The organism is Allobosea sp. (assembly GCF_051860145.1).
Classification (GTDB): domain Bacteria; phylum Pseudomonadota; class Alphaproteobacteria; order Rhizobiales; family Beijerinckiaceae; genus Allobosea.
In genome coordinates, this window is sequence record NZ_JBHYEM010000001.1 from 375,196 (window position 1) to 397,843 (window position 22,648).

Annotated in this window: 22 protein-coding genes; 12 read left to right on the top strand and 10 right to left on the bottom strand. The window is 66.2% G+C overall.

Features of this window, described 5'->3' with window-relative positions:
• Window positions 1-172 precede the first annotated feature (172 nt).
• On the top strand, window positions 173-2,488 hold the full coding sequence (locus tag ACTIF2_RS01740; protein WP_439495292.1) for a xanthine dehydrogenase family protein molybdopterin-binding subunit: 2,316 nt from the start codon (window positions 173-175) through the stop codon (window positions 2,486-2,488).
• Window positions 2,489-2,497: 9 nt separating this feature from the next.
• On the opposite strand, the gene ACTIF2_RS01745 is transcribed toward ACTIF2_RS01740, so the two are convergent.
• Complete coding sequence (locus ACTIF2_RS01745; RefSeq protein WP_439495293.1) at window positions 2,498-3,823, bottom strand: MFS transporter; 1,326 nt, start codon at window positions 3,821-3,823, stop codon at window positions 2,498-2,500.
• Between the two features lie 182 nt (window positions 3,824-4,005).
• Here ACTIF2_RS01745 and cyoA point away from each other — a divergent pair, with 182 nt between their 5' ends.
• From cyoA to ACTIF2_RS01770, 5 genes are read left to right on the top strand one after another with little or no spacing between them, the layout of a single operon-like run.
• Entirely contained in the window at window positions 4,006-5,085 is a 1,080-nt protein-coding gene (cyoA, locus tag ACTIF2_RS01750; RefSeq protein WP_439495294.1) for a ubiquinol oxidase subunit II, read from the top strand.
• Between the two features lie 32 nt (window positions 5,086-5,117).
• Window positions 5,118-7,118, top strand: a complete 2,001-nt coding sequence (cyoB, locus tag ACTIF2_RS01755) for a cytochrome o ubiquinol oxidase subunit I (RefSeq protein ID WP_439495295.1) — start codon at window positions 5,118-5,120, stop codon at window positions 7,116-7,118.
• 3 nt (window positions 7,119-7,121) lie between these two features.
• Complete coding sequence (cyoC, locus tag ACTIF2_RS01760) at window positions 7,122-7,757, top strand: cytochrome o ubiquinol oxidase subunit III (RefSeq protein WP_439495296.1); 636 nt, start codon at window positions 7,122-7,124, stop codon at window positions 7,755-7,757.
• On the top strand, window positions 7,754-8,131 hold the full coding sequence (cyoD, locus tag ACTIF2_RS01765; protein ID WP_439495297.1) for a cytochrome o ubiquinol oxidase subunit IV: 378 nt from the start codon (window positions 7,754-7,756) through the stop codon (window positions 8,129-8,131). The genes cyoC and cyoD overlap by 4 nt, the downstream gene beginning before the upstream one ends.
• Window positions 8,132-8,133: 2 nt before the next feature.
• Window positions 8,134-8,892 (top strand): SURF1 family protein, encoded by a 759-nt coding sequence (locus ACTIF2_RS01770; RefSeq protein ID WP_439495298.1) that lies wholly within the window; start codon window positions 8,134-8,136, stop codon window positions 8,890-8,892.
• A gap of 32 nt (window positions 8,893-8,924) precedes the next feature.
• Here the strand turns inward: ACTIF2_RS01770 and ACTIF2_RS01775 are convergent, their stop codons facing one another.
• The 8 genes from ACTIF2_RS01775 to ACTIF2_RS01810 form a co-directional block, all read right to left on the bottom strand.
• Window positions 8,925-9,896: an SMP-30/gluconolactonase/LRE family protein gene (locus ACTIF2_RS01775; protein WP_439495299.1), complete on the bottom strand. Its 972-nt coding sequence runs from the start codon at window positions 9,894-9,896 to the stop codon at window positions 8,925-8,927.
• Entirely contained in the window at window positions 9,893-11,179 is a 1,287-nt protein-coding gene (locus ACTIF2_RS01780) for a TRAP transporter large permease (protein ID WP_439495300.1), read from the bottom strand. Before ACTIF2_RS01780 ends, ACTIF2_RS01775 begins: the two co-directional genes overlap by 4 nt.
• A 4-nt stretch (window positions 11,180-11,183) precedes the next feature.
• Window positions 11,184-11,738 carry a TRAP transporter small permease gene (locus ACTIF2_RS01785; protein WP_439495301.1) on the bottom strand — a complete coding sequence of 185 codons (555 nt, stop codon included), beginning with the start codon at window positions 11,736-11,738 and terminating at the stop codon, window positions 11,184-11,186.
• A complete protein-coding gene (locus tag ACTIF2_RS01790; protein WP_439495302.1) occupies window positions 11,738-12,751 on the bottom strand; it encodes a TRAP transporter substrate-binding protein in 1,014 nt (337 codons plus the stop codon). Before ACTIF2_RS01790 ends, ACTIF2_RS01785 begins: the two co-directional genes overlap by 1 nt.
• 62 nt (window positions 12,752-12,813) lie before the next feature.
• Window positions 12,814-13,833 (bottom strand): Gfo/Idh/MocA family protein, encoded by a 1,020-nt coding sequence (locus ACTIF2_RS01795; RefSeq protein WP_439495303.1) that lies wholly within the window; start codon window positions 13,831-13,833, stop codon window positions 12,814-12,816.
• Complete coding sequence (locus ACTIF2_RS01800) at window positions 13,830-14,939, bottom strand: isocitrate/isopropylmalate dehydrogenase family protein (protein ID WP_439495304.1); 1,110 nt, start codon at window positions 14,937-14,939, stop codon at window positions 13,830-13,832. Before ACTIF2_RS01800 ends, ACTIF2_RS01795 begins: the two co-directional genes overlap by 4 nt.
• Complete coding sequence (locus ACTIF2_RS01805; RefSeq protein WP_439495305.1) at window positions 14,936-15,634, bottom strand: GntR family transcriptional regulator; 699 nt, start codon at window positions 15,632-15,634, stop codon at window positions 14,936-14,938. Before ACTIF2_RS01805 ends, ACTIF2_RS01800 begins: the two co-directional genes overlap by 4 nt.
• Before the next feature lie 130 nt (window positions 15,635-15,764).
• Window positions 15,765-16,835 (bottom strand): Ldh family oxidoreductase, encoded by a 1,071-nt coding sequence (locus tag ACTIF2_RS01810; protein WP_439495306.1) that lies wholly within the window; start codon window positions 16,833-16,835, stop codon window positions 15,765-15,767.
• Window positions 16,836-17,084: 249 nt separating this feature from the next.
• Between ACTIF2_RS01810 and ACTIF2_RS01815 the strand changes: the two genes are divergently transcribed.
• From ACTIF2_RS01815 to ACTIF2_RS01840, 6 genes are all read left to right on the top strand, one after another.
• A complete protein-coding gene (locus ACTIF2_RS01815; RefSeq protein WP_439495597.1) occupies window positions 17,085-17,879 on the top strand; it encodes an ABC transporter ATP-binding protein in 795 nt (264 codons plus the stop codon).
• A complete protein-coding gene (locus ACTIF2_RS01820) occupies window positions 17,876-18,772 on the top strand; it encodes an ABC transporter permease (RefSeq protein WP_439495307.1) in 897 nt (298 codons plus the stop codon). The genes ACTIF2_RS01815 and ACTIF2_RS01820 overlap by 4 nt, the downstream gene beginning before the upstream one ends.
• A 41-nt stretch (window positions 18,773-18,813) precedes the next feature.
• The gene (locus ACTIF2_RS01825) at window positions 18,814-19,821 is read left to right on the top strand and encodes an ABC transporter substrate-binding protein (protein ID WP_439495308.1); all 1,008 of its coding nucleotides are present in this window, start codon (window positions 18,814-18,816) and stop codon (window positions 19,819-19,821) included.
• 47 nt (window positions 19,822-19,868) lie between these two features.
• The gene (nanR, locus tag ACTIF2_RS01830) at window positions 19,869-20,597 is read left to right on the top strand and encodes a transcriptional regulator NanR (protein ID WP_439495309.1); all 729 of its coding nucleotides are present in this window, start codon (window positions 19,869-19,871) and stop codon (window positions 20,595-20,597) included.
• A 38-nt stretch (window positions 20,598-20,635) separates the two neighbouring features.
• Window positions 20,636-20,935 (top strand): putative quinol monooxygenase, encoded by a 300-nt coding sequence (locus ACTIF2_RS01835; RefSeq protein ID WP_439495310.1) that lies wholly within the window; start codon window positions 20,636-20,638, stop codon window positions 20,933-20,935.
• 113 nt (window positions 20,936-21,048) lie between these two features.
• Window positions 21,049-22,050 (top strand): ABC transporter substrate-binding protein, encoded by a 1,002-nt coding sequence (locus tag ACTIF2_RS01840; RefSeq protein WP_439495311.1) that lies wholly within the window; start codon window positions 21,049-21,051, stop codon window positions 22,048-22,050.
• A gap of 21 nt (window positions 22,051-22,071) precedes the next feature.
• Here the strand turns inward: ACTIF2_RS01840 and ACTIF2_RS01845 are convergent.
• On the bottom strand, window positions 22,072-22,648 hold a 577-nt coding region (locus ACTIF2_RS01845), incomplete at its 5' end, for an SDR family NAD(P)-dependent oxidoreductase (RefSeq protein ID WP_439495312.1).

A 22,648-nucleotide genomic window follows, 5' to 3' on the forward strand; every position in this document is an offset into this window, starting at 1 on the left:
CGAAACCGAGCTTGGCTCGCCAGTCCACGGCGCGGGTATCGCCCATGCGACATCTGCAAGGCGGGCACTGCTCTTTTGGTTCACTGTAGCGGCCTCGCCTGCCGACCAGCCCAGATTTCAATCGCGGTGCCTCGTTATGAATATGCGCACGTCCTCTGCCAGCCTTTCCGCGATGAAGTTTGGGGTCGGCCAGCCGGTCCCGCGCAACGAGGACCCGGTTCTCGTGCGCGGCGAGGGCCGCTACACCGACGACCTCTTCCTGGAAGGACAGCTCTACGCAGCCTTCGTCCGCAGTCCGCACGCGCACGGCCTCATCCGAGGCATCGACATGTCGGCCGCGACAGCCATGAAGGGCGTCGTAGCGATCTATACGGGCGACGACCTCGAGGGCCAGGGCTACGGCGCGTTGAAGTGCATCGTCGACCTGCCCAACCGGGACGGAACGCCAATCAGGAAGCCGGTCCGGAAGGCGCTGGCGACCGGCAAGGTCCGCTTCGTCGGCGACCCGGTGGCGATGGTCGTGGCCCGCACGGCCGTTCAGGCACGCGATGCCGCCGAGGCGGTATCCCTCGACATCGAGATCCTTCCCGCAGTCATATCGGGGGAGGATGCGCTCGCGCCTGGCGCACCACAGCTCTATGACGACGTCCCGGGCAACCTCATCCTCGACTATCATTTCGGGGATGCCGAAAAGGTCGCCGCCGCCTTTGCCGGCGCCGCTCATGTCACGAAGCTGCGGATCGTCAACAACCGCATCGTGGTCAATCCGATCGAGCCGCGCGCTGCGATCGGCACGCATGACCGCAAGACCGGCCGCTATACGCTGCATGCCCCCAGCCAGGGCGCTTTCGGCATGCGCAACAACCTGGCGGCGGCGATGGGCGTGCCGCAGGAACGGATGCGGCTGGTCACCGGTCATGTCGGCGGATCCTTCGGCATGAAATCCGCGGTGTTTCCCGAATATGTCGTGCTGCTGCACGCGGCCCGCCTCTTGAAGAAGCCGGTGAAATGGACCGACCAGAGGTCCGAGAGCTTCGTTTCGGACCATCACGGCCGCGACATGGTCTTCGAGGCCGAGCTTGCGCTCGACGCGCGCGGCAGGTTCCTGGCGACGCGCTTCAGCGGCATCGGCAACATGGGCGGCTATCTCTCGCCCGTCGGGCCGATGATGGCCACCCTCAACATCGGCAAGAACAGCATCGGGATGTACCGCACGCCGCTCGTGGAGGTGCAGACGAGATGCGTCGTCACGAATACCGTACCCATCGCGGCCTATCGCGGCGCCGGCCGGCCCGAAGGGAACTACTTCATGGAGCGGCTGATCGATGCCGCCGCCGGCGAAACGGGAATCGACAGGGCTGCCCTGAGGCGGCGCAACCTGATCGCCCCGCAGCAGCTGCCCTGGGCCACGCCGGTCGGGACGCTCTACGACAGCGGAGATTTCCCGGCCCTGTTCAACCAAGCGTTGGAAGCTGCCGACTGGAAAGGCTACAGGGCGCGCCTGCGCGACAGCCGGAAGGCGGGCAGGCTCCGCGGCCGCGGCATCGGCTGCTATCTCGAAGTCACCGCCCCTCCGAGCAACGAGATGGGCGGCATCCATTTCGAGCCCGACGGCACGGTCACCATCGTCACCGGCACGCTCGATTACGGGCAAGGTCACTGGACCCCTTTCGCGCAGGTCCTGACGAGCCAGCTCGGCGTGCCCTTCGAGGCAATCCGCCTCGTGCAGGGCGACAGCGACAGGCTGATCGCCGGCGGCGGAACGGGCGGCTCCAAATCGATCATGGCGAGCGGCTCGGCCATCATCGAGGCGAGCGACCTCGTCATCGAGAAGGGCAAGGTCCTGGCCGCGCATATCCTGGAAGCCGGCGTCGCGGACATCGAATTCGCGCGCGGCCGGTTCACGATCGCCGGGACCGACCGCTCGATCGGCATCATGGACCTTGCCGAAAGGCTGCGAGGAGGAGCGACCCTGCCCAGGGAGCTGCCCCAGACCCTGGATGTCGACCACGTCTTCAAGGCGGCGCCATCCGCCTATCCCAATGGCTGCCACATCGCCGAAGTCGAGATCGATCCGGAAACCGGACGGATCGAAATCGCCAGATACGTCATGGTCAACGACTTCGGGACATTGGTGAACCCGATGATCGTCGAGGGCCAGCTGCATGGCGGGGTCGTGCAGGGTATCGGCCAGGCGATCTACGAGATGACGTCCTATGACGAATCCGGACAGCTCATGACCGGCTCCTACATGGACTACGCCATGCCGCGTGCGGCTGACGTGCCCTTCTTCTCCTTCGCCAGCCAGGGTGTCCCGGCCAAGACCAACCGGGTCGGCGCAAAGGGCTGCGGCGAAGCCGGCTGCGCCGGCTCCCTGCCCTCGGTGATGAACGCGGTCGTCGACGCCCTCTCCCCCTATGGCGTGCGGCATGTGGACATGCCGGCGACGCCTCAGGCCATCTGGAGAATCATCCGCGCGCGCAGCTGACCGGCCGATTCAGCCGTAACGCGACTCCAGCCGCCGGTCGATCGTCAGCGCCGCGAGCGTGCAGAGCGCGCCCGAGAGCAGATAGACGCCGACCCAGGCGAGGCCGAACTTGCTCGACACGGTCAGCGCCACGAGTGGCGCGAAACCGGCGCCGAGCAACCAGGCGAGGTCGGAGGTCAGGGCCGCGCCGGTGTAGCGGTACTGCGTGCCGAAGCTCGAGGCCACGGCGCCCGCGGTCTGGCCGTAGGAGAGGCCGAGCAGGCCGAAGCCGATGATGACGTAGATCGTCTGCCCGGCCAGGCTGTCGCCGAAGAGCAGCGGGGCGATGATGCTCGACAGGCTGAAGAGGGCGATCATCGAACCGGAGAGCAGCAGCGTGTTGCGCCGGCCGATCTGGTCGGCGACCAGCCCGGAGGTGACGATCGCGCCGGCGCCGACCACGCCGCCGGCCGCCTGCACCATCAGGAACTCCGAGACCGAGCGGTCGGTGAAGAGGTTGATCCAGCTCACAGGAAAGATGGTGACGAGGTGGAAGAGCGCGAAGCTCGCCAGCGGCACGAAGGCGCCGAGGACGAGCATGCTGCCCCGCGCCCGGAGCAGCTCGAGGACCGGAATCGGCACGAGCTCGCGCGTTTCCATGAGCTCGGCGAATTCATGGGTCGCGACCATGCGCAGTCGGGCGAACAGCGCCACGACGTTGATCGTCAGCGCCACGAAGAAGGGGTAGCGCCAGCCCCAGCCGAGGAAATCCTGCTTCGACAGCGCGCCCTCGAAATAGGCGAAGAGCCCGGCGGCGAGGATGAAGCCGAAGGGCGCCCCGAGCTGCGGCAGCATCGCATACCAGCCGCGCCGGTTGGCGGGGGCGTTCAGCGCCAGCAGCGACGACAGACCGTCCCAGGCGCCGCCGAGCGCGATGCCCTGAAGCAAGCGGAAGGCGGCGAGGATGACGCCGGACCAGATGCCGATCGTCTCGTAGCCCGGCAGGAAGGCGATGGCCGCGGTCGAGCCGCCGAGCAGGAAGAGCGCGATGGTGAGCTTGGTCGCCCGGCCATAATGGCGGTCGATCGCGAAGAACAGCACCGAGCCGATCGGGCGCGTGACGAAGGCCAGCGCGAAGATGCCGAAAGCGTAGAGCGTGCCGGTGAGCCGGTCGACGAAGGGGAAGACCAGCTCGGGGAAGACCAGCACGCAACCGAGGCCGAAGACGAAGAAATCGAAATATTCCGACGTCCGCCCGATGATGACGCCGAGCGCGATGTCGGCGGGCGAGACATGGTCCCGCCCTTGCTCGTCCGTCAGATGACCCGATGAATGGCTCGCCGCGTCAGCACTCATGACCGGGAATTCCTCGTGGCGGGAATTCCGGATCGCACCGGCCTTGCCCGCACCTCATGCAAATGGATACGGTGGATAGAAGCCACCCGTCAAACCTCCGCAATGGGACAGATTGTCTTATGTGCGCTGCGAAGGGATGGGACTAGAGAAGAGCTGTTCCCTGCAGGGAGGTCTCGAATCTCTTGCGAATCATTCGATTTCTAGCGGCTCTGCCCGCTTTGGCCGTGCTCGGCGGCTGCCAGATGGTGCTCCTCTCGCCATCCGGCGATATTGCGGTGCAGCAACGCAATCTCCTGTTCGCCTCGACCGCCCTGATGCTGATCATCATCATTCCGGTGATGGCGCTGACGGTATTCTTCGCCTGGCGCTATCGCGCCTCGGCCAGGGCCACCTACGATCCGGACTGGCACCATTCGCTGCCCCTCGAGGTCGTGATCTGGTCGGTGCCGCTGCTGATCATCGTCGTTTTGGGCGCCATGACCTGGATGGGCACGCATCTGCTCGATCCCTATCGGCCCCTGGGGCGCATCAGCGCGGCCAAGCCGGCGGTCGCGAAGGCCGGCGACACCGCACCGGTCCACAAGCCGCTCGTCATCCAGGTCGTGGCGCTCGACTGGAAATGGCTGTTCCTCTACCCCGAACAGGGCATCGCCTCGCTCAACGAGGTCGTGGCGCCGGTCGACCGGCCGATCGAGTTCCGCATCACCTCGTCCTCGGTGATGACCTCGCTGTTCATTCCCGCGCACGCCGGCCAGATCTACGCCATGCCCGGCATGCAGACGAAGCTCAACGCCGTGATCAACCATGCCGGCGACTTCGAAGGCTTTTCCGCCAATTACAGCGGCGCCGGCTTTTCCGACATGCGCTTCCGCTTCCGCGGCGTCGACGAGACGGCATTCGGCGACTGGGTGCAGGGCGCGACCCGCGACGGCAGCGCGCTCGGGCGCGAGGACTATCTCGTGCTGGAGCGCCCCAGCGAGCGTGAGCCCGTGCGCCAGTTCCGCGACGTCGCGCCCGATCTCTACGGGGCCATCCTCAACATGTGCGTCGATCGCGCCAAGATGTGCACGCGCGACATGATGGCGATGGACGCCAAGGGCGGCGGCGGCAAGGAGGGCATCCATACGGTCGTCGCGCTCGAATACGACAAGAGCCTGCGCCGGGGCGGGCAGCCGATGCCGCCACGCCCCTTCGTGACGGCGATCTGCACGCCGACCGACGTCTACGGCACCGCGGGCGTGACCGCCCGCGTCGTCAACTGAACCTGATCCGGGCCGACTAGCCGAGGCAAGCCATGACCTCCTACCCCGACTGGTGGAAGCTCCTTTTCGGACGCTTCACCTTTGAGGCGATCCCCTATCACGACCCGATCCTGGTCGGGACCTTCGCAGTCGTCGCGCTCGGCGGGATCGCGCTGTTCGTGCTGGTCACCCGGCTGCATGCCTGGGGCTATCTCTGGCGCGAATGGTTCACCAGCGTCGACCACAAGAAGATCGGGATCATGTACATGATCCTCGGCGTCATCATGCTGCTGCGTGGCTTCGCCGACGCGCTGATGATGCGCGGCCAGCAGGCGATAGCCTTCGCCGGCGCCGAAGGCTACCTGCCGCCGCATCATTACGACCAGATCTTCACCGCCCATGGCGTGATCATGATCTTCTTCGTGGCGATGCCCTTCGTCACGGGACTGATGAACTATGTCGTGCCGCTGCAGATCGGCGCGCGCGACGTCGCCTTCCCCTTTCTCAACAATTTCAGCTTCTGGATGACGGTGGGCGGCGCCGTGCTGGTGATGGCCTCGCTCTTCGTCGGGGAGTTCGCGAAGACGGGCTGGCTCGCCTATCCGCCGCTCTCGGGAGCCGCCTACTCGCCCGGGGTCGGCGTCGACTATTACCTATGGGCGCTGCAGGTCGCCGGCATCGGCACGACGTTGTCCGGCGTCAATCTCGTCGCGACCATCGTCAAGATGCGGGCGCCCGGCATGGACATGATGAAGATGCCGATCTTCACCTGGACGTCGCTCTGCACCAACGTGCTGATCGTCGCGACCTTCCCGATCCTGGCGGCGACGCTCGCGCTGCTGGCGCTCGACCGCTATGTCGGCACCAACTTCTTCACGAACGATCTCGGCGGCAACCCGATGATGTACGTGAACCTGATCTGGATCTGGGGCCATCCGGAGGTCTATATCCTGATCCTGCCGGCCTTCGGCATCTTCTCGGAGGTGGCCTCGACCTTCTGCGGCAAGCGGCTCTTCGGCTACGCCTCGATGGTCTACGCCACGGTGGTCATCACCATCCTGTCCTATCTCGTCTGGCTGCATCATTTCTTCACGATGGGCTCGGGCGCCAGCGTGAACTCCTTCTTCGGCATCACGACGATGATCATCTCGATCCCGACGGGCGCGAAGATCTTCAACTGGCTGTTCACGATGTATCGTGGCCGCATCCGCTTCGAGCTGCCGATGATGTGGCTCATCGCCTTCATGCTGACCTTCGTCATCGGCGGCATGACCGGCGTCATGCTGGCGGTGCCGCCGGCCGATTTCGTGCTGCATAATAGCCTGTTCCTGGTGGCGCATTTCCACAACGTCATCATCGGCGGCGTGGTCTTCGGCATCTTCGCCGGCATCGCCTACTGGTTCCCGAAGGCCTTCGGCTTCAAGCTCGACCCGTTCTGGGGCCATCTCTCCTTCTGGTTCTGGGTGGTCGGCTTCTACGTCGCCTTCATGCCGCTCTACGTGCTCGGCCTGATGGGCGTGACCCGCCGGCTCAGCCGGTTCGAGGATCCCTCGCTGCAGATCTGGTTCGTGATCGCGGCGTTCGGCGCCGTGCTGATCGCGTTCGGCATCCTCTGCTTCCTGATCCAGATCGGCGTCAGCATCCTGCGCCGCGAGCAGCTGCGCGACACGACCGGCGATCCATGGGACGGGCGCACGCTGGAATGGTCGATCTCCTCGCCGCCGCCGGACTATAATTTCGCCTTCACGCCGGTCATCCACGACCATGATTCCTGGGCGGACATGAAGAAGCGCGGCTACGAGCGCCCGCTCGCCGGCTTCAGGCCGATCCACATGCCGAAGAACACCGGCGCCGGCATCATCATCGCCGGGCTCGCCACGCTCTGCGGCTTCGCCCTGATCTGGCATGTCTGGTGGCTGGCGGCGCTGTGCTTCGTCGCGGCCGTGGCGAGCGTGATCATCCACAGCTTCAACTACGACCGCGACTTCCACATTCCGGCCGAAACCGTGCTGCGCGAAGAGGATGCGCGCAGCGAAGTTCTGGGGCGGGCCTGAGGCATGGCGAAGGCGACAGCACAGGCCCAGGCCGCCAACGGCGCTCCGGTGTTCTACGTCACGGAAGAGGAGCACGAGCACTCCGGCGGCTCGACCATGCTCGGCTTCTGGATCTACCTGATGAGCGACTGCCTCGTCTTCGCGGTGCTGTTCGCGACATACGGGGTCCTGGGCCGCAACTATGCCGCCGGCCCCTCGGGCGCCGACCTGTTCGACCTCAGGCTGGTCGCGGTCAACACCGCCATGCTGCTGATGTCCTCGATCACCTATGGCTTCGCCATGCTGACCATGGACAAGGGGCGACAGGGCGCGACGCAGATGTGGCTCGCCATCACCGGGCTGTTCGGCCTCGCCTTCATCGGGATCGAGCTCTACGAGTTCGCGCATCTGATCCATGAGGGCGCGACGCCGATGCGCAGCGCCTTCCTGTCTTCCTTCTTCACGCTGGTCGGCACGCACGGGCTTCACGTCACTTTCGGCCTGATCTGGCTCACCGTGCTGATGACTCAGGTCGCGAGGCGGGGGCTGATCGAGGCCAACCGCCGCCGGCTGATGTGCCTGAGCATGTTCTGGCACTTCCTCGACGTCGTCTGGATCGGCGTCTTCACCTTCGTCTACCTGATGGGCGTGCTGAAATGAGCGGAAGCCAGAATCGCGTCGAGAGCCATCACGCCGAGAACCATGATGCGCATGCCGCGCCCCATGGCAGCCTGCGCGGCTATCTCACCGGCTTCGTGCTCTCGGTCGTCCTGACCGCGATCCCGTTCTGGCTCGTCATGAACGACATGCTCGGCAATTCGACCCTGACCGCGCTGGTCATCATGGCCTTCGCAGCCGTGCAGATCGTCGTCCACATGATCTACTTCCTGCACATGAACACCCGCTCCGAGGGCGGCTGGACGATGATGGCGCTGATCTTCACCATCGTCATCGTGGTGATCGCGCTCTCGGGCTCGCTCTGGGTGATGTACCATCTCAACGCCAACATGATGCCCGACATGCATCGGATGTGAGGATGGCCGTGACGTTGCCGGAGGCGGGAGCGAGGCGCCGGTCACGCGCGGCGCGGCTCGTCTTCCTGGCGGCGACCTGCCTGTTCGCGCTGGTGTTCACCGGCCTCGGCCTCTGGCAGATCGAGCGGCGGACCTGGAAGCTCGACCTGATCGCCCGTGTCGAGGCGCGCATTCATGCGCCGCCCGTCGCCGCGCCGGGGCCGGCGGAATGGCAGGGCGTCGACGCCGCGAAGGACGAATATCGCCGCGTCGCCCTGCAGGGACGCTATCTCGATGCGCCGGAGACGCTGACGATGGCGGTGACGGAGCGCGGCCCCGGCTTCTGGGTGCTGGCGCCGTTGCGCAGCGATGCCGGCTTCACGGTTCTCGTCAATCGCGGCTTCGTGCCGGACGATCGCCGGGGGCCGGAAGAGCGGCGTAAGGTGGCAGGCGAGGAGGCGCGCGTGGTCGGGCTGCTGCGCCTGAGCGAGCCGGGCGGCGGCTTTCTGCGCACCAACGACCCTTCGGCCGGGCGCTGGTATTCGCGCGACGTCGCGGCGATTGCGCAAGCGCGCGGCCTTGCCGAGGTCGCGCCCTATTTCGTCGATGCCGACGCCGCCACCGAGCCCGGCCCGCTGCCGCAAGGCGGAATGACGCAGGTCAGCTTCCGCAACACGCATCTGGTCTATGCGCTGACCTGGTTCTGCCTGGCGCTGATGAGCGCCGGAGCGGCGGTGTTTCTGGCCCTGGGGCAGCGCGCACGATCATGGCGAGAGGGATGAGACGAGCCGTCCCAACGCGATGGAGATCAGCTTCAGTATGTCCAGTGAACCGGCTTGGCGCCGGCGACTGGCAGCCTGACGCAGCCGATGCTGCCGCCGAGCAGGCAGCCGAGATAGCCCGTGCGCAGGTCCGGGCCGCCGAAGGCGATGCTGGATAGGTTCTTCAGCTTCGTCGCCGGCGTCGCGTCCATATGCGGCCGGCCGAGCGCATTGGCGCGATAGGCTGCCTCGACCCAGGCGACATGGGCGTCGTCGGTCTCGTGCAGCACCAGCTCGGCGGCGCCGGTTTCGGGGTCGATGCGCGAAAGCTGGTTCGAGATCACGCCGGCGATCCAGATCTTGCCCTCGGCGTCGAAGGCAAGACCGTCGGGGAACTGTCCGTCGCCGAACTCGTGGACCACCTCCTTGCTGCCGAGGCTGGCGTCGGCCTGCAGCGGGAAGCGGCTGAGGCGCCGGCCATAGGTCTCGTTGACATAGAGCCAGCGCCCGTCCGGGGTGACCTGGCATTCATTGGTGAAGCCGAGCCCGTCGGCGGCGATGCGCGCGCCCTTCTCGTCCATGACGACGACGAAGCCGGTCTCGGAGTCGCGGCGATAATCCAGCGAGCGGGGCTGCAACCGCGTCGAGACGGTGAGCCAGAGTCGGCCCAGGCCGTCGCGCACGACATAGTTGGAGGGCGGGATCGCGACGCCGGCGATCTCGACGAGGACCGGAGAGACCTGGCCGTCCCGCGTCAGCCGCCAGACGCCGCCGGCCTCGCTGCCGAGATTGGCGATCAGGAAGGAGCCGTCCGGCTCGAGCGCGATGCCGTTCGGCCGCAAGCCCTCCGGCAGGTCGGCGGTCGCGCCGGCATAGAGCGCCTGCGTGCCGTCGGGCTTGAGATGGGCGACGCCGCCGCGCCAGTCGGCGGTGTAGAGATCGCCGCGCGCGGTCGCGAGCACGCATTCGGGCCGGACCAGGCCCTCGCCGAGCAGCGAGACCTCGGAGAGTGGGATCGGCCTCATCCGCGCATGAACCAGACCAGCGCCATCGGGATCGCCTCGACATAGGTGACGGTGAACAGGACGATGAGGGCGAGGGCGAACATCGGAATCAGCTCGCGCGAGATCGCGACCATGCCGACGCGGGCGATCTTGGCCGCGACGAAGAGCGTGCCGCCGACGGGTGGCGTATAGAGCCCGATCACCAGGTTGAAGACCATGATCAGGCCGAGATGGACGGGGTCGATGCCGAAGGCCTTGGCAGTCGGGATGAAGAGCGGTGCGGTCAGCATCAGCGAGGGCAAGGGCTCGAGGAAGATGCCGACGAGGATCAGCGCCAGGTTGAGCAGGAACAGGAAGACATATTTGTTCTCGGCGATCTGCATGATGCCGGCGGCGAGATTGGCCGGGATCTGCTCGACCGTGATCAGCCAGGAGAGAGCGCCGGTGGCGCCGACGACGAGCATCACCACCGCGCTGGTGCGGAAGGAATGCAGCAGCATCTCGGGAACCTGGCGTGGCTTGACCTCGCGATAGACGAAGAGCGCCAGGATCAGCCCGTAGAACACCGCGATCGAGGCGGCCTCGGTCGGAGTGAAGATACCGCTCAATATGCCGCCGAGGATGACGACCGGCATGCCGGAGGCGGGCAGGATGGCGATGAAGGTACGCTTGATCTCGGCCCGGCTCGGCATGGCGCCGCCGGGATCGCAACCGAGCGAGCGGCCCTTCCAGACGCAGAGCAGGATCAGCGCGAAGGCGAGCGTGAAGGCCGGGAAGACGCCGGAGACCAAGAGCTCGCGGATCGAGACATTGCCGACGAAGCCGTAGACCAAGAGCGGGATCGAAAGCGGCATCAAGACGCCGATGGTGCCGGCGACCGCGATCAGCGCCGCCGCGAAAGCGCGCGGATAGCCTTGCTCGGCCATGCGCGGCACCATGATCGAGCCGATCGCGGCGGAATCCGCCACGGCCGAGCCCGAGACCGAGCCGAACATGGTGCAGGCCGAGACGGTGACGACGCCGAGCCCACCCGGCATGAAGGCGAGCAGCGAGCGGGCGAAATCGATCAGTCTCTTGCCGACGCCGCCATGGGTGATCAGCTCCCCGGTAAAGATGAAGAGCGGGATCGCCGCGAGATGCAGCGGCTCGACGCTGGAGATGTAGGACAGGAAGATCGCCTCGAGCGGGTAGCCCTGGCCGAAGATCCCGATCGTCGCGATCGTGGTCAGCAGCAGCGCCCAGACCAGCGGCATGCCGAGCAGGGCAAGCGCGAAGAAGACTGCGCAGATGACGGCGAGCACCATGGCGTCAGTCCTGGAAGGTTTCTTGGGGGATGGGCTCGCCGCGGGCCAGCAGCGCCGTCTCGTAGAGCACGAAGACCAGCGCCAGCGCCGAGCCGACGGGCATGGCGAGATACTGCACGCCGATCGGCCAGTGCAGCACCGTCATCTCCTGCTCCATGGTGCTCTGCGCAATGCTGAGCCCGTACCAGATCAGGAAGCCGAGCAGGGCGATGACGCCGAGCCGCGTCGCGATCTCGACAACGCGCGTCCAGACGGGCGGCAGCGCCTCGACGAACTCGGTGATGCGCATATGCGCGCCGCGGCGCGCGGCCGAGGCGCCGCCGAGAAAGGTCGCCCAGAGCAGGACGAACTCGCCGAACTCGGTGTTCCAGGCGATGTCGCTGTTCAGCAGGACGCGCGCCGCGATGTTGGCGAACATGACGACGAGCAGCAGCGCGGCGAGCGCGGTGACCACAAGGTCGACCGTGTCGCCGAGCCAGCGCAGGACGGCGGGTTCGAGTCTGCCGGGCCGGTAGAAATAAGCCGGCCCGGGAGGAGCCCCGGCTTGCGAGGCCTGCATCAGCCCATGGCCTTGCGGATGGCCGCGGCTTCCCCGATCATCTGGTCGACGCTCGCCGCGCCGAACTCCTTGCGAGCGCGTTCATTGGCGCCTTCGGCCGCCTTGCTCCAGGCGGCGAGGTCGGGCTTGACCACGGTCGCGCCCTTGGCGGTCATCTCGGCCAGCAGCTTCTCGTCATTGGCGCGGACCTCGCGACGGTTCCAATCGCCGGCTTCCTTGGCGGCCTTCATCACGCCGTCCTGGTCGGCCGCCGTCATGCCCTTGAAGGCGCGCTCGCCCATCGCGAGCCAGAGCGGCGAATAGACGTGGTTCGACAGGGTGATGTATTTCGCGACCTCGTAGAAGCGCTGCGAATAGATCGTGTCGATCGGGTTCTCCTGGCCGGAGACCGTGTTCTGCTGGATGCCGAGATAGACTTCCGTCACAGGCATGACGACGGGCGAGAAGCCGATCGACTCCATGATCCAGCGGATCATCTCGACCGGCGCGATCCGGAGCTTCTTGCCCTTGGCGTCGGCTGGACTGTTCAGCGGAAAATTGGTGGTGAAGCTGCGGAAGCCCGCCTCCCAGTTGCCGATGATGCGCATGCCCTTGGCCGGCAGCGCCGCCGCTTGCTTGGCGATGAAGGGCGAGGTGTCGTAGAGCTTCCAGCCCTGCTCGTAGTTCTCGGCGAGATAGGGCAGCGCGATCAGCGAGAGTTCCTTCACATGCGGGGTGAAGGTGACGACGCCGGTGACGGCGAAATCGAGCCCGCCGATCTGGAGCTGGTCGAGCGACTTGGCGTCGTTGGCGAGCTGGCCCGAATGATAGACCTGCACCTTGTAGCGGCCGGCCGTGTATTTCTCGACGGCAGCGGCGAACATCTCCGCCGCCTGCTGGCGCGCGCCGACCGAGGTGTCGGTATGGCTGAAGCGCAGCACTTTTGCGCTCTGCGCCCGCAGGATGGTGGGGAAGCCGGTGATGGCGAGGCCAGCTGCCGCCGTGCCCTTCAGAATGTCGCGTCTATTGGTCATGTATCCCTCCCATGGGTGTGGTGTTCGGCCGGCCGGGCGGCTTTGGCGCCGCCTTCTTCGGTTCAGAGCGAGATGAAGCGGCCCTCCGCGGCGGAGCGGTAGATCGCCTCCTCGATGACGAGATTGCGCAGATAATCGCGGCCCGAATTGACCAGCGGCAGGCCCTTCAGGATGTGGTCGACGACGTGGCGCGACTGCCGGTAGACGCAGTCGCCGCCATAGCCGCGATCCTCCCAGTGATAGGCGTGCTCGCTCTCCTCCCGGCCGCGTGGGCGCAGGAAAAGCCGGCCGAAGCCGTCGAGCCGGATGACGCCCTCGCTCCCCTCGACCAGCAGCACGCCATTGGTCATGCGCGTGTCCGCCGCCGGATGGTCGACATGGCGGTTGCCGTCGAACAGCCCGGCCGCACCACTGGCGAAGTCGAAGATGACGTAGCCGGCATCCTCGCCGGCGATGACCGGGTTGATCTTGCGCAGACGGGCAAAGACGCCGGTGATCTCGCCCATCAGGTCGCGGAACACGTCGATCAGGTGGATGCCGGTCTCGTGGATGAGGAAGCGCGGCATTTGCTGAAAATAGGGCTGGCGCGAGAGATAGGCCTCGGGCCCTTGGCCGTCGCCCGGCCGCAAGCGGAAGGAGATGTTGAGCGGCGTGCCGACGGCGCCGGACCGCATCAGCCGCTTGGTCTCCATGAACCAGGGCATGAAACGGAAGTTCTCATGAACGGCCAGCATCACGCCGGCGTCTTCGGCGAGCGCGACGATGGCTTCGGCCTCGTCATAGTCGGGCGCGACCGGCTTCTGGCAGATCATCTTCACGCCGCGCTTCGCCGCCGCGCCGACCAGGGCGCGGTGGGTCTGCGGCGGCGTGACGATGTCGATCAGATCCGGCTGCACGGCATCGAGCATCGCCTCGGCGTCCTCGAATTCCTGCGCATCCGAAAACGGCGAGGCTGCCGCTTTGCGCCTGACGGGGTCGCGGTCCGCCACGCCGACGACGCGCACTCCCTCCATCCGGCTCCACGCATCCTGGTGGAACCGGCTGAAATAGCCGCAGCCCGCGATGGCGACCGTCAGTGTCATTGCGGATCGGCTTGCCCGCTGAGGATGAGGTCCGCGACGGTGCTGCCGATCTCGCGCGTGCCGTGACGACCGCCGATATCGTAGCTGCGGAGATTCATCTTGCCGAAGGCGTGGTCGATGCTGAGCTCGATGGCGCGCGCAGCATCGCGGGCCGCGACGCTGCCATGGCGCTCGCCGAGCCAATCCAGCATCATCGCGGTCGACAGGATCATCGCCGTGGGATTGGCCACGCCCTTCCCGGCAATGTCTGGGGCGGTGCCGTGGCTCGGCTGGAACAGCCCGTGCGACTGGCCGATATCGGCCGAGGGGGCAAAGCCCATGCCGCCGATCAGCCCGGCCCCGAGATCGGAGAGGATGTCTCCGAACATGTTCTCGGTCGGGAGCACGTCGAAATCCCAGGGCCGGCGCACGAGATCGAGCGCCATGGCGTCGATGTAGTGGTGCCTGGCCTCGATGTCCGGGTGCTTCGCAGCCGCCTCGTAGAAGACCTTGCGCATGAAGGCGAAGGAGCGGAACACATTGGCCTTGTCGACCAGCGTGACACAGCCCGGGGTGCCGCGCGTCTCGCGCCGGCGGCGCGCCAGCCCGCAGCAGAAATCGGTGAGCTGTTCGGTGACCGCGCGCGTGATCACCTGCGTGTCGCGGGCCTCCTTGTCCTCGATGATCTCGCCCTTGCCGCGCGAGGCGAACATGCCTTCGGTCGATTCGCGCACGATGACGAAATCGATGTCCTTCGCGCGCTCATGGGCGAGAACCGGCGGCACGCCAGGAATGGCGCGGATGGGCCGCACGCCGGCGTAGAGCCCGAAGGCCATGCGAATGTCGAGCTGCGGTGCGATCTCGGTGCCGTCCGGGAAGCGGATATCGGGCCAGCCCATCGCGCCGAACAGGATCGCGTCGGACTTGCCGGCCCGCTCCAGCCCGTCCCTGGGCAGGATCGCGCCGGTCTCCTTGTAATGATGCGCGCCGCCCGGGATCTGCTCCTGGCGGAAGGAGATATCGAAGCGCTTCTCGACCGCACCGAGCACGACATTGGCCGCCTCCATGACTTCGATGCCGATGCCTTCGCCGGGCATCATCGCGAGATGGAAGGAGTTTGACGTCATAGCCGCTGGATTCCGTGTCGTTGGATGATGGTGGTGAGTTCGCTGCCGCCGCGCTCGCGATGGGCGTGGTAGATCTCGCGGGCCCGCTCGCGGTCCCCGGCCAGGATCGCCTCGACCACGGCGCGATGCTCGGCGGTCGACTTGACCGGCAGCGGCCGCAGCGAGAGCGTGTACATCCGGGCGCGATGGGCCTGGTCCCAGACCTGCATGATCATCGCGGCCAGCCGCTTGTTGCCGCAGAGCCGCGCGAGATTGAGGTGAAAGGCCTCGTCGGCCTGCGCCCAGGCCTGAAGGTCGGGCTCGCCCTCGAGCGCCGCTTCCATGGCGTCGCAGGAGGCGATGAGGCTCGCGAGCTCGGCGCGGTCGGGCTTTCGCGTCGCCAGAAGCTCGACCGCCGTCGGCTCGAGCGACATCAGCACCTCGTAGATCTCGCGCATGTCGTCGGGCGAGAGCGCGGAGATGCGGACGCCGTGTCGCGGCACGATCTCCAGCAGGCCCTCCTGCTGGAGCCGGACGAATGCTTCGCGCACTGGCGTCCGCGAGGCGTTGAGCTCGGCTGCGACCTCGCTTTCGAGGATCTGCGCGCCGGGCGGATAGTGGTTGTCGAGGATGTGCTGCTTCAGCTGCGCATAGACAGCGTCGGTCGAACGCGGGGTCCGGCCATTCGCCTCTGCTTGTGTGCCTGCTGGCTGCATCGCATCCGATAACGCATACATTGATCGATGCGCAGATGGTTAGGGCGCTGTGGCTCGTTTGGCAAGAGGGCGTTTGCGCTGCGCCGGAATCGGCCGGAAGAGGAGTTCCCCACGGCGCCCTCGTCCGCGGTCAGCCGGGTGATGCGTCCAGGGTGAGCCCATGCCGCGTCCCCAGTTCGCGGAGCTCGTCGAAGACCGCGGCGTTGAGCGGAATGCCGTCGCGGCGGCGCGCGACCAAGGCGAGATGCTCGCGTTCGCCGGGCAGATAGATGCGCTCCACGCCCGGCGCCTTCCTGGTCCCGTGGATGTCGGCGATCGCCTTCGACATGCGGCCGTAATAGTGGTCGAGATCCTCGAAGGCCGCGATCGGCAGCACGCCGAAGAGATGGCCGACATTCTGCGGTGTCGTGGTCTGCTCGTACATATGCGTGACTTCGGAGCCGAAACAGGCACCCGACAGCATCGTGCTGAGCAGGCCGATGCCGAGCGTCAGCGCATAGCCCTTCGGCCCGCCGACCGGCAGCACGAAGCCCTTCAGGGCCTCGACCGGGTCTGTCGTCGGCACTCCGTCCGGCCCGCTCGCCCAGTCGGCCGGAATGGGCGTGCCGTCCTTGGCGGCGACGATGATCTTGCCGCGCGCGGCGACGCTGCAGGCCATGTCGAGGACGATCGGGAAACCGTCACGGGTCGGGAAGGCGAAGGCGAACGGATTGTTGCCGAGGATCGCCTCGGCCCCGCCCCAGGGCGTCATGTGGTTGATGCCGCCAATGGTGAAGCTCAGGCCGATCATGTCCCGGCGCGCGGCCATTTCGGCATAATGCGAGGCGGCGCCGTAATGGTTGCTGTTGCGGACCGAGACGAAGGCGCAGTCACCATCGCTGGCCTTTTCGAGGGCGATCTCCATGGCGCGGATGCCGATGATCTGGCCCATGCCATTGTCGCCGTCGAGCACGGCGGTGGTGCGCGTCTGGCGGACGATCTGGGGCTTCGGTCGCGGGTTCGAGCCGCCATCCTCGATGCGCTGGACATAGATCGGCAGCCGCACGACGCCATGCGAGGCGACGCCGCGCAGGTCCGCCTCGACGAGGTTGTCGACGATGAGCATGGCTTCGTCGTTCGGCACGCCGAGCTTGACGAACATGGCCCGGCAGAAGGCCTTCAGGGTCTTCTCAGTGACGGTGACGGTCTTCTCGTTGTCCATGGCTTTTCCTGTCCCGGTCTGCAGGCGCCTCCAGCGGACGCCTTGGTCGCGGTTTGACACGTCTGGTATGACAGGTCTACACGTAGACCAACAACGAGCCGTGGCCGCCTCCGGGCGAGCGAGCGGCATGCGAGGACAACCAAGGAGAAGGGCGTGACGTCGTCAGCCATCGCTCAGCCACGCCAGGCCCAGGACTCACCGCGTGCCATCGCGGACGGCGCGGGAGCGCAGAAAGCCGATGCGGCCGTCATGCCGAAGCTGCTCGAGGTCGAGGGGCTGACGCTGCAGTACAAGACCCCGCAGCATCTCGTGACGGCGACCTACAGGGTCGACTGCGCCGTCCATGAGCAGGATCGCTATGTCGTTCTGGGGCCGTCGGGCTGCGGCAAGTCGACGATGCTCAAGGCCGTCGGCGGCTTCATGACGCCGGAGGAAGGGCATATCCGGCTGCGCGGCCGCGAGGTCGTCGGGCCTGGTCCCGACCGGATGATGGTGTTCCAGGAATTCGAGCAGCTCATGCCCTGGAAGACCGTGTTGGAGAACGTGCTGTTCCCGATGCGCATCTCCGGCCGCTTCAAGCGCAAGGATGCGATGGAGCGCGCGCTGTCGGTGATCGACAAGGTCAAGCTGACGAAATTCCGCGACGCCTATCCGCACATGCTGTCGGGCGGCATGAAGATGCGCGTCGCCATCGCCCGCGCGATGGCGATGGAGCCCGACATCCTGCTGATGGACGAGCCCTTCGCGGCGCTGGACGCGCTGACCCGGCGCAAGATGCAGGACGAGTTGCTGCAGCTCTGGGAGCAGGTGCGCTTCACGCTGATGTTCGTCACCCATTCGATCGAGGAGGCGATCATCGTCGGCTCCCGGATCCTGGTGCTGTCCCCCCATCCCGGCCGAGTCAGGGCCGAGCTCGACGCGTCCCAGCTCGATTTCCACGCCGTCGGCACGCCGGCCTTCGGGGCGCTGTCGGAAAAGATTCACGGCCTGTTGTTCGAGCATGAACTCGGTCACGCGGCTCGGCACGAGGAGCCGGAAGCATGAGCATGGTCTCCCTTGGACGCAGCGGCGGCGGCGCACTGGCAAGCCGCCCCGAATTCGAGATCGAGCCGATCGATGCGAGCGGCATCGGCGAAGTGGCGCGGCCGCTTTCGGCATTCGAGCGCATCGTCAACAACGATGCGGTGCGCAAGCTGGCGATCCTGATCGCGCTCGCGGTGGTCTGGGAGGTTTACGCGCGCTGGCTCAACAACCCGCTGCTCTTTCCCTCCTTCGCGGAGACGGTCACGACCTTCGTCGGGGATTTGTCCAGTGGCGCGCTGCTCGACCGTATCTCGACCTCGATGCGCTCGCTGCTTTACGGCTATGGAGCCGGGCTCGCTTTGGCGGCGGTGCTGACCACCATCGCGGTCTCAACGCGCTTCGGCACGGACATCCTCAACACGCTCACGGCGATGTTCAACCCGCTTCCGGCGATCGCGCTGCTGCCGTTGGCGCTGATCTGGTTCGGCCTCGGCATCGGCTCGCTGATCTTCGTCATCATCCATTCCGTGTTGTGGGCGGTGTCGCTCAACACGCTCACCGGGTTCCGCGCGGTGCCTGAAGTGCTGCGGATGAGCGGGCGCAATTATGGGCTGAAAGGCCTGCGCTACGTCATCTACATCCTGATCCCGGCCGGCTTTCCGGCGATCCTGGCGGGCCTGAAGATCGGCTGGGCCTTCGCCTGGCGCACGCTGATCGCCGCGGAGCTCGTCTTCGGCGTCTCGTCGCGCTCCGGCGGGCTGGGCTGGTACATCTTCGAGGCGCGCTCCGAGCTCGACACCGCAAGGGTGTTCTCAGGCCTGCTCGCCGTGATCCTGATCGGCCTCTTCGTCGAGTCGGTGATCTTCCGCGCGATCGAGAAGCGCACCGTGCAGCGCTGGGGCATGCAGAACTGATCAAGCCCGGTCAACGGGCGACGGCTTGGGGAGGATAGACCGTGAGGCATTTCATCGGATTGGCAGCCGCGGCAGGTCTCGCGCTGTTCTCGACCGCGCCCGCGCAGGCGGAGGTGAGCGAGATCAGGGCGGCCCAGCAATACGGGCTCAGCAGCCTGCCGCTGATGATCATGGAGGATGGCAAGCTCGTCGAGAAACACGGCAAGGCGCTCGGCCTCGCCGAGTTGAAGGTCAGCTGGGTCAAGCTCGGCAATCCCGGCGCCATCACCGAGGGGCTCGTGTCGGGCGGCCTCGATTTCGGCAGCGGCGGCGTCCCCTCCCTGCTGACCTTGTGGTCGCGCACCCAGGGCACGGCCATGGAGGTCAAGGGGGCCGGCGCCATCGTCAACATGCCGATGGAGCTTTTGACGACCAATCCGAAAGTGAAGTCGATCAAGGATTTCACCGACCAGGATCGTATCGCCGTCACGACGGTGCGTGTGTCGAACCAGGCGTTGCTGCTGCAGATGGCGGCGGCCAAGGAATTCGGCGCCGCTAATTACGGCAAGCTCGATCCGCTGACGGTCTCGCTGCCTCACCCCGAGGCGACCTCGACGCTGCTGTCGGGCTCCGGCGTGATCTCGGCGCATTTCTCCGCCCTGCCCTTCCAGCACCAGCAGCTGCGCGACGAGCGCGTGCGCAAGATCCTGAGCAGCTATGACGTGCTCGGCGGGCCGGCGACCAATACGGCGATCTATGCGACCAAGCGCTTCCGCGATGCCAATCCCAAGGCCTATCAGGCCTTCGTCGCCGGCCTGCAGGAGGCGATCGAACAGATCAACAAGGACAAGCGCGCCGCCGCCGAAACCTATCGGCGCATGACCGGCACCAAGGAGAGCGTCGACGAGATCTACGCGATGATCGCGGCGCCCGAGGTCGAGATGACCTTCACGCCGCACCAGACGATGAAGATGGCGACCTTCATGGCCGAGATCGGACGCTTGAAGACCGCTCCCAAGGACTGGAAAGACCTGTTCTTCGACAACGTCCACACTCTGCCCGGCAGCTGAGCCCGCGCGCGAGCCGGGACGGCCGAACCCTCGTCAAGGAAACCAGCATGATCTCCGGAGCGATCATTCCCGACCAGCGGCCGATCCGACGCCGCAAGCTCTACGAAGACATCGTCGAGCGTCTCGAGGCCGCGATCAACGAAGGCCATTACGCGCCGGGCGATCAGTTGCCTGCCGAGCGGGAGCTGATGGAAGCCTATGGCGTCGGCCGGACCGCCGTGCGCGAGGCGCTGTTCGCGCTGCAGCGCATGGGATTGATCGCGATCAGCAGCGGCGAGCGTGCGCGGGTCTCCCAGCCGAGCGCGGGCACGATGATCGGCGAGCTCTCCGGCGTCGCGCGCTATCTGCTGGCCAAACCCGGCGGCGCGCATCACTTCCAGCAGGCGCGGACGATGTTCGAGATCGGCGTCGCCCGGCTGGCGGCGGAAATCGCCACGCCGGAGGATATCGCCAGGCTGGAGGCGGCGCTGGCGGCCAATCGTGCGGCGCTCGAACAGGGCCGCGCCTTTGAACGCACCGACGTCGCCTTCCATTTCGTCCTGGCCGAGATCACGCGCAATCCGATCTTCACCGCCCTGCATGACGGGCTGAGCGAGTGGCTGACCGAACAACGGACCACCTCGCTCAAGGCGCGCGGCGCCGCGCAGGCCGCTTATGCCGCGCATAAGCGCATCCACGAGGCCGTCGCCGCACATGACCCGCAAGCTGCCGCCGAGGCGATGCGCGCGCATCTCTCGGAGGTCGGCGACTATTACTGGAAAGCCTCGGACGTCTAACCCCGCCGTTCGGCACGCTTCAAAACTCAGGACGATCCATGGCGCGCTTCACGATTCTGGTCCGTTTCCGCATCGCGGACGGCCACATGGCCACTTTCATGCCCCTGATGATCGAGAACGCCGAGACATCCCGGCGCGACGAGCCGGGATGCGAGCGCTTCGACGTGCTGCAGCCCGGCGACGAGAAGAACTGCATCCTGCTCTATGAAATCTACCGCGACCGCGCCGCCTTCGACGCGCACTGCGCCAGCGCGCATTTCAAGCGTTTCGATGCGGCGACGAAAAGCCTGATCGCCGAAAAGCAGGTCACGGTGCTCGACCTGTTGGCCGAGGCCTGAGCCTCGGCTTCGGACGACAGCAAGGAGGCGGCTCGAACCGCCTCTCTCATCCGGGACGAAACGCCGCCCGCGGCTCCAGGCCGAGCGGGTCGCACACAAGGGAGAAGACACCAATGAAGCGATTGCTCGCAGCCGCCGCGGTGGCGGCACTGATGATGGCAGGTTCCGTATCGTCGGCCCTGGCCGAGGCCAAGACGCTGCGCGTCGCGAAGCAATACGGGCTCGGCTACATCCAGCTCATGATCATGGAAGACCAGAAGCTCGTCGAAAAGCACGCCAAGGCCGCCGGCCTCGGCGACATCACGGTGGACTGGTCGACCTTCCGATCGAGCGACGTGATGAACGACGCGCTGATCTCCGGCAATCTCGACTTCGCCAGCCTCGGGCCGACCGGGATCATCACGATCTGGTCGCGCACCCGAAACAATATCGATGTCCGCGCCGCCAGCGGCATCAACGCCATGGCCTGGACGCTCAATGTGCGCGACCCCGCCATCAAATCCCTGCGCGACTTCAACCAGAACCAGCGGATCGCCGTTCCGGCGGTGAAGGTCTCCGGCCAGGCGACGGCGCTGCAGATCGCCGCCGCCAAGGAGTTCGGCGACAAGGAATTCGAGAAGCTCGATTCCCTGACCGTCTCGCTCTCGCATCCTGACGCGACGGCCATGATGCTCGCCGGCAAATCGGAAATCGTCGCCAACTTCTCCTCGCCGCCCTTCTCGAATGTCCAGCTGAAGAACCCGGAGGTCCGTACGATCCTGAACTCCGACGAGATCCTGGGCGGGCCGATCTCCTTCAACGTCATCGCGGCGACGGCGAAGTTCCGGACCGAGAATCCGAAGCTCTACGGCGCCTTCCTGTCGGCCCTGAAGGAGGCGACGGAGATGGTCAGCAAGGACATGGAGGCTGCGGCCGAGACCTATCTGCGGCTGACCAAGGACCGTTCGTCGAAAGAGGAACTGGTCGCCATCCTGAGCGACAAGACGACCCATATCACCACGGATGTGCTGAATCTCGGTTCCTTCACCGATTTCATGGGCAAGGTCGGCCGGTTGAAGAACGCGCCGTCGGACTGGAAGAAGGAGATGCTCTTCCCGGAGGCGACGGCACGATAAACGCGGCGCCCCTGCACCCGGTCATTGCGCCAGGAAGCCGCCATCGACCGGAAGCGTATGCCCCGTCACCATCGCCGCGGCGGGGCTCGCCAGGAACAGGATCGCATTGGCGACATCCTCGGTCGAGGCGAGCCGGCCCATCGGGGTCATGCGCTGCACCTCGGCCATGAGGGCCGGGTCCGCCTTGAGTGCTGCGATGAAGGCCGTATCGACCCATGTCGGCGCCACCGCGTTGACGCGCACGCCGCGACGCGCCCATTCGACAGCGAGCGCCCGCGTCAGGTTCACCACCGCGCCCTTGCTGGACTGGTAGGATATGTTCGGATAGAGCCCGCCACCCGACAGGCCCATGATCGATGCCAGATTGACGATGGCGCCGGAGCCTTGCGCGGTCATCAAACGACCGGCCGCCCGGCAGCACAGGAAGACTCCGGTCATGTTGACGTCGATGACGCGCTGCCAATCGGCCAGCGAAAGCTCGGTCGTCGCTCGGCGTATGGCAAGACCCGCATTATTGACCAGGATATCGACCCTGCCCTGCTGCGACGCGATGGCGGTGAAAGCGGCATCGACCTGGGCTTCGTCCGCGACGTCTGCG

Coding starts and splice junctions, on each gene's coding strand:
- ACTIF2_RS01740 (WP_439495292.1), top strand. CDS start 173: ATGAAGTTTGGGGTCGGCCAGCCGGTCCCGCGCAACGAGGACCCGGTT.
- ACTIF2_RS01745 (WP_439495293.1), bottom strand. CDS start 3,823: ATGAGTGCTGACGCGGCGAGCCATTCATCGGGTCATCTGACGGACGAG.
- cyoB (WP_439495295.1), top strand. CDS start 5,118: ATGACCTCCTACCCCGACTGGTGGAAGCTCCTTTTCGGACGCTTCACC.
- cyoC (WP_439495296.1), top strand. CDS start 7,122: ATGGCGAAGGCGACAGCACAGGCCCAGGCCGCCAACGGCGCTCCGGTG.
- cyoD (WP_439495297.1), top strand. CDS start 7,754: ATGAGCGGAAGCCAGAATCGCGTCGAGAGCCATCACGCCGAGAACCAT.
- ACTIF2_RS01770 (WP_439495298.1), top strand. CDS start 8,134: ATGGCCGTGACGTTGCCGGAGGCGGGAGCGAGGCGCCGGTCACGCGCG.
- ACTIF2_RS01775 (WP_439495299.1), bottom strand. CDS start 9,896: ATGAGGCCGATCCCACTCTCCGAGGTCTCGCTGCTCGGCGAGGGCCTG.
- ACTIF2_RS01780 (WP_439495300.1), bottom strand. CDS start 11,179: ATGGTGCTCGCCGTCATCTGCGCAGTCTTCTTCGCGCTTGCCCTGCTC.
- ACTIF2_RS01785 (WP_439495301.1), bottom strand. CDS start 11,738: ATGCAGGCCTCGCAAGCCGGGGCTCCTCCCGGGCCGGCTTATTTCTAC.
- ACTIF2_RS01790 (WP_439495302.1), bottom strand. CDS start 12,751: ATGACCAATAGACGCGACATTCTGAAGGGCACGGCGGCAGCTGGCCTC.
- ACTIF2_RS01795 (WP_439495303.1), bottom strand. CDS start 13,833: ATGACACTGACGGTCGCCATCGCGGGCTGCGGCTATTTCAGCCGGTTC.
- ACTIF2_RS01800 (WP_439495304.1), bottom strand. CDS start 14,939: ATGACGTCAAACTCCTTCCATCTCGCGATGATGCCCGGCGAAGGCATC.
- ACTIF2_RS01805 (WP_439495305.1), bottom strand. CDS start 15,634: ATGCAGCCAGCAGGCACACAAGCAGAGGCGAATGGCCGGACCCCGCGT.
- ACTIF2_RS01810 (WP_439495306.1), bottom strand. CDS start 16,835: ATGGACAACGAGAAGACCGTCACCGTCACTGAGAAGACCCTGAAGGCC.
- ACTIF2_RS01815 (WP_439495597.1), top strand. CDS start 17,085: ATGCCGAAGCTGCTCGAGGTCGAGGGGCTGACGCTGCAGTACAAGACC.
- ACTIF2_RS01820 (WP_439495307.1), top strand. CDS start 17,876: ATGAGCATGGTCTCCCTTGGACGCAGCGGCGGCGGCGCACTGGCAAGC.
- nanR (WP_439495309.1), top strand. CDS start 19,869: ATGATCTCCGGAGCGATCATTCCCGACCAGCGGCCGATCCGACGCCGC.
- ACTIF2_RS01835 (WP_439495310.1), top strand. CDS start 20,636: ATGGCGCGCTTCACGATTCTGGTCCGTTTCCGCATCGCGGACGGCCAC.
- ACTIF2_RS01840 (WP_439495311.1), top strand. CDS start 21,049: ATGAAGCGATTGCTCGCAGCCGCCGCGGTGGCGGCACTGATGATGGCA.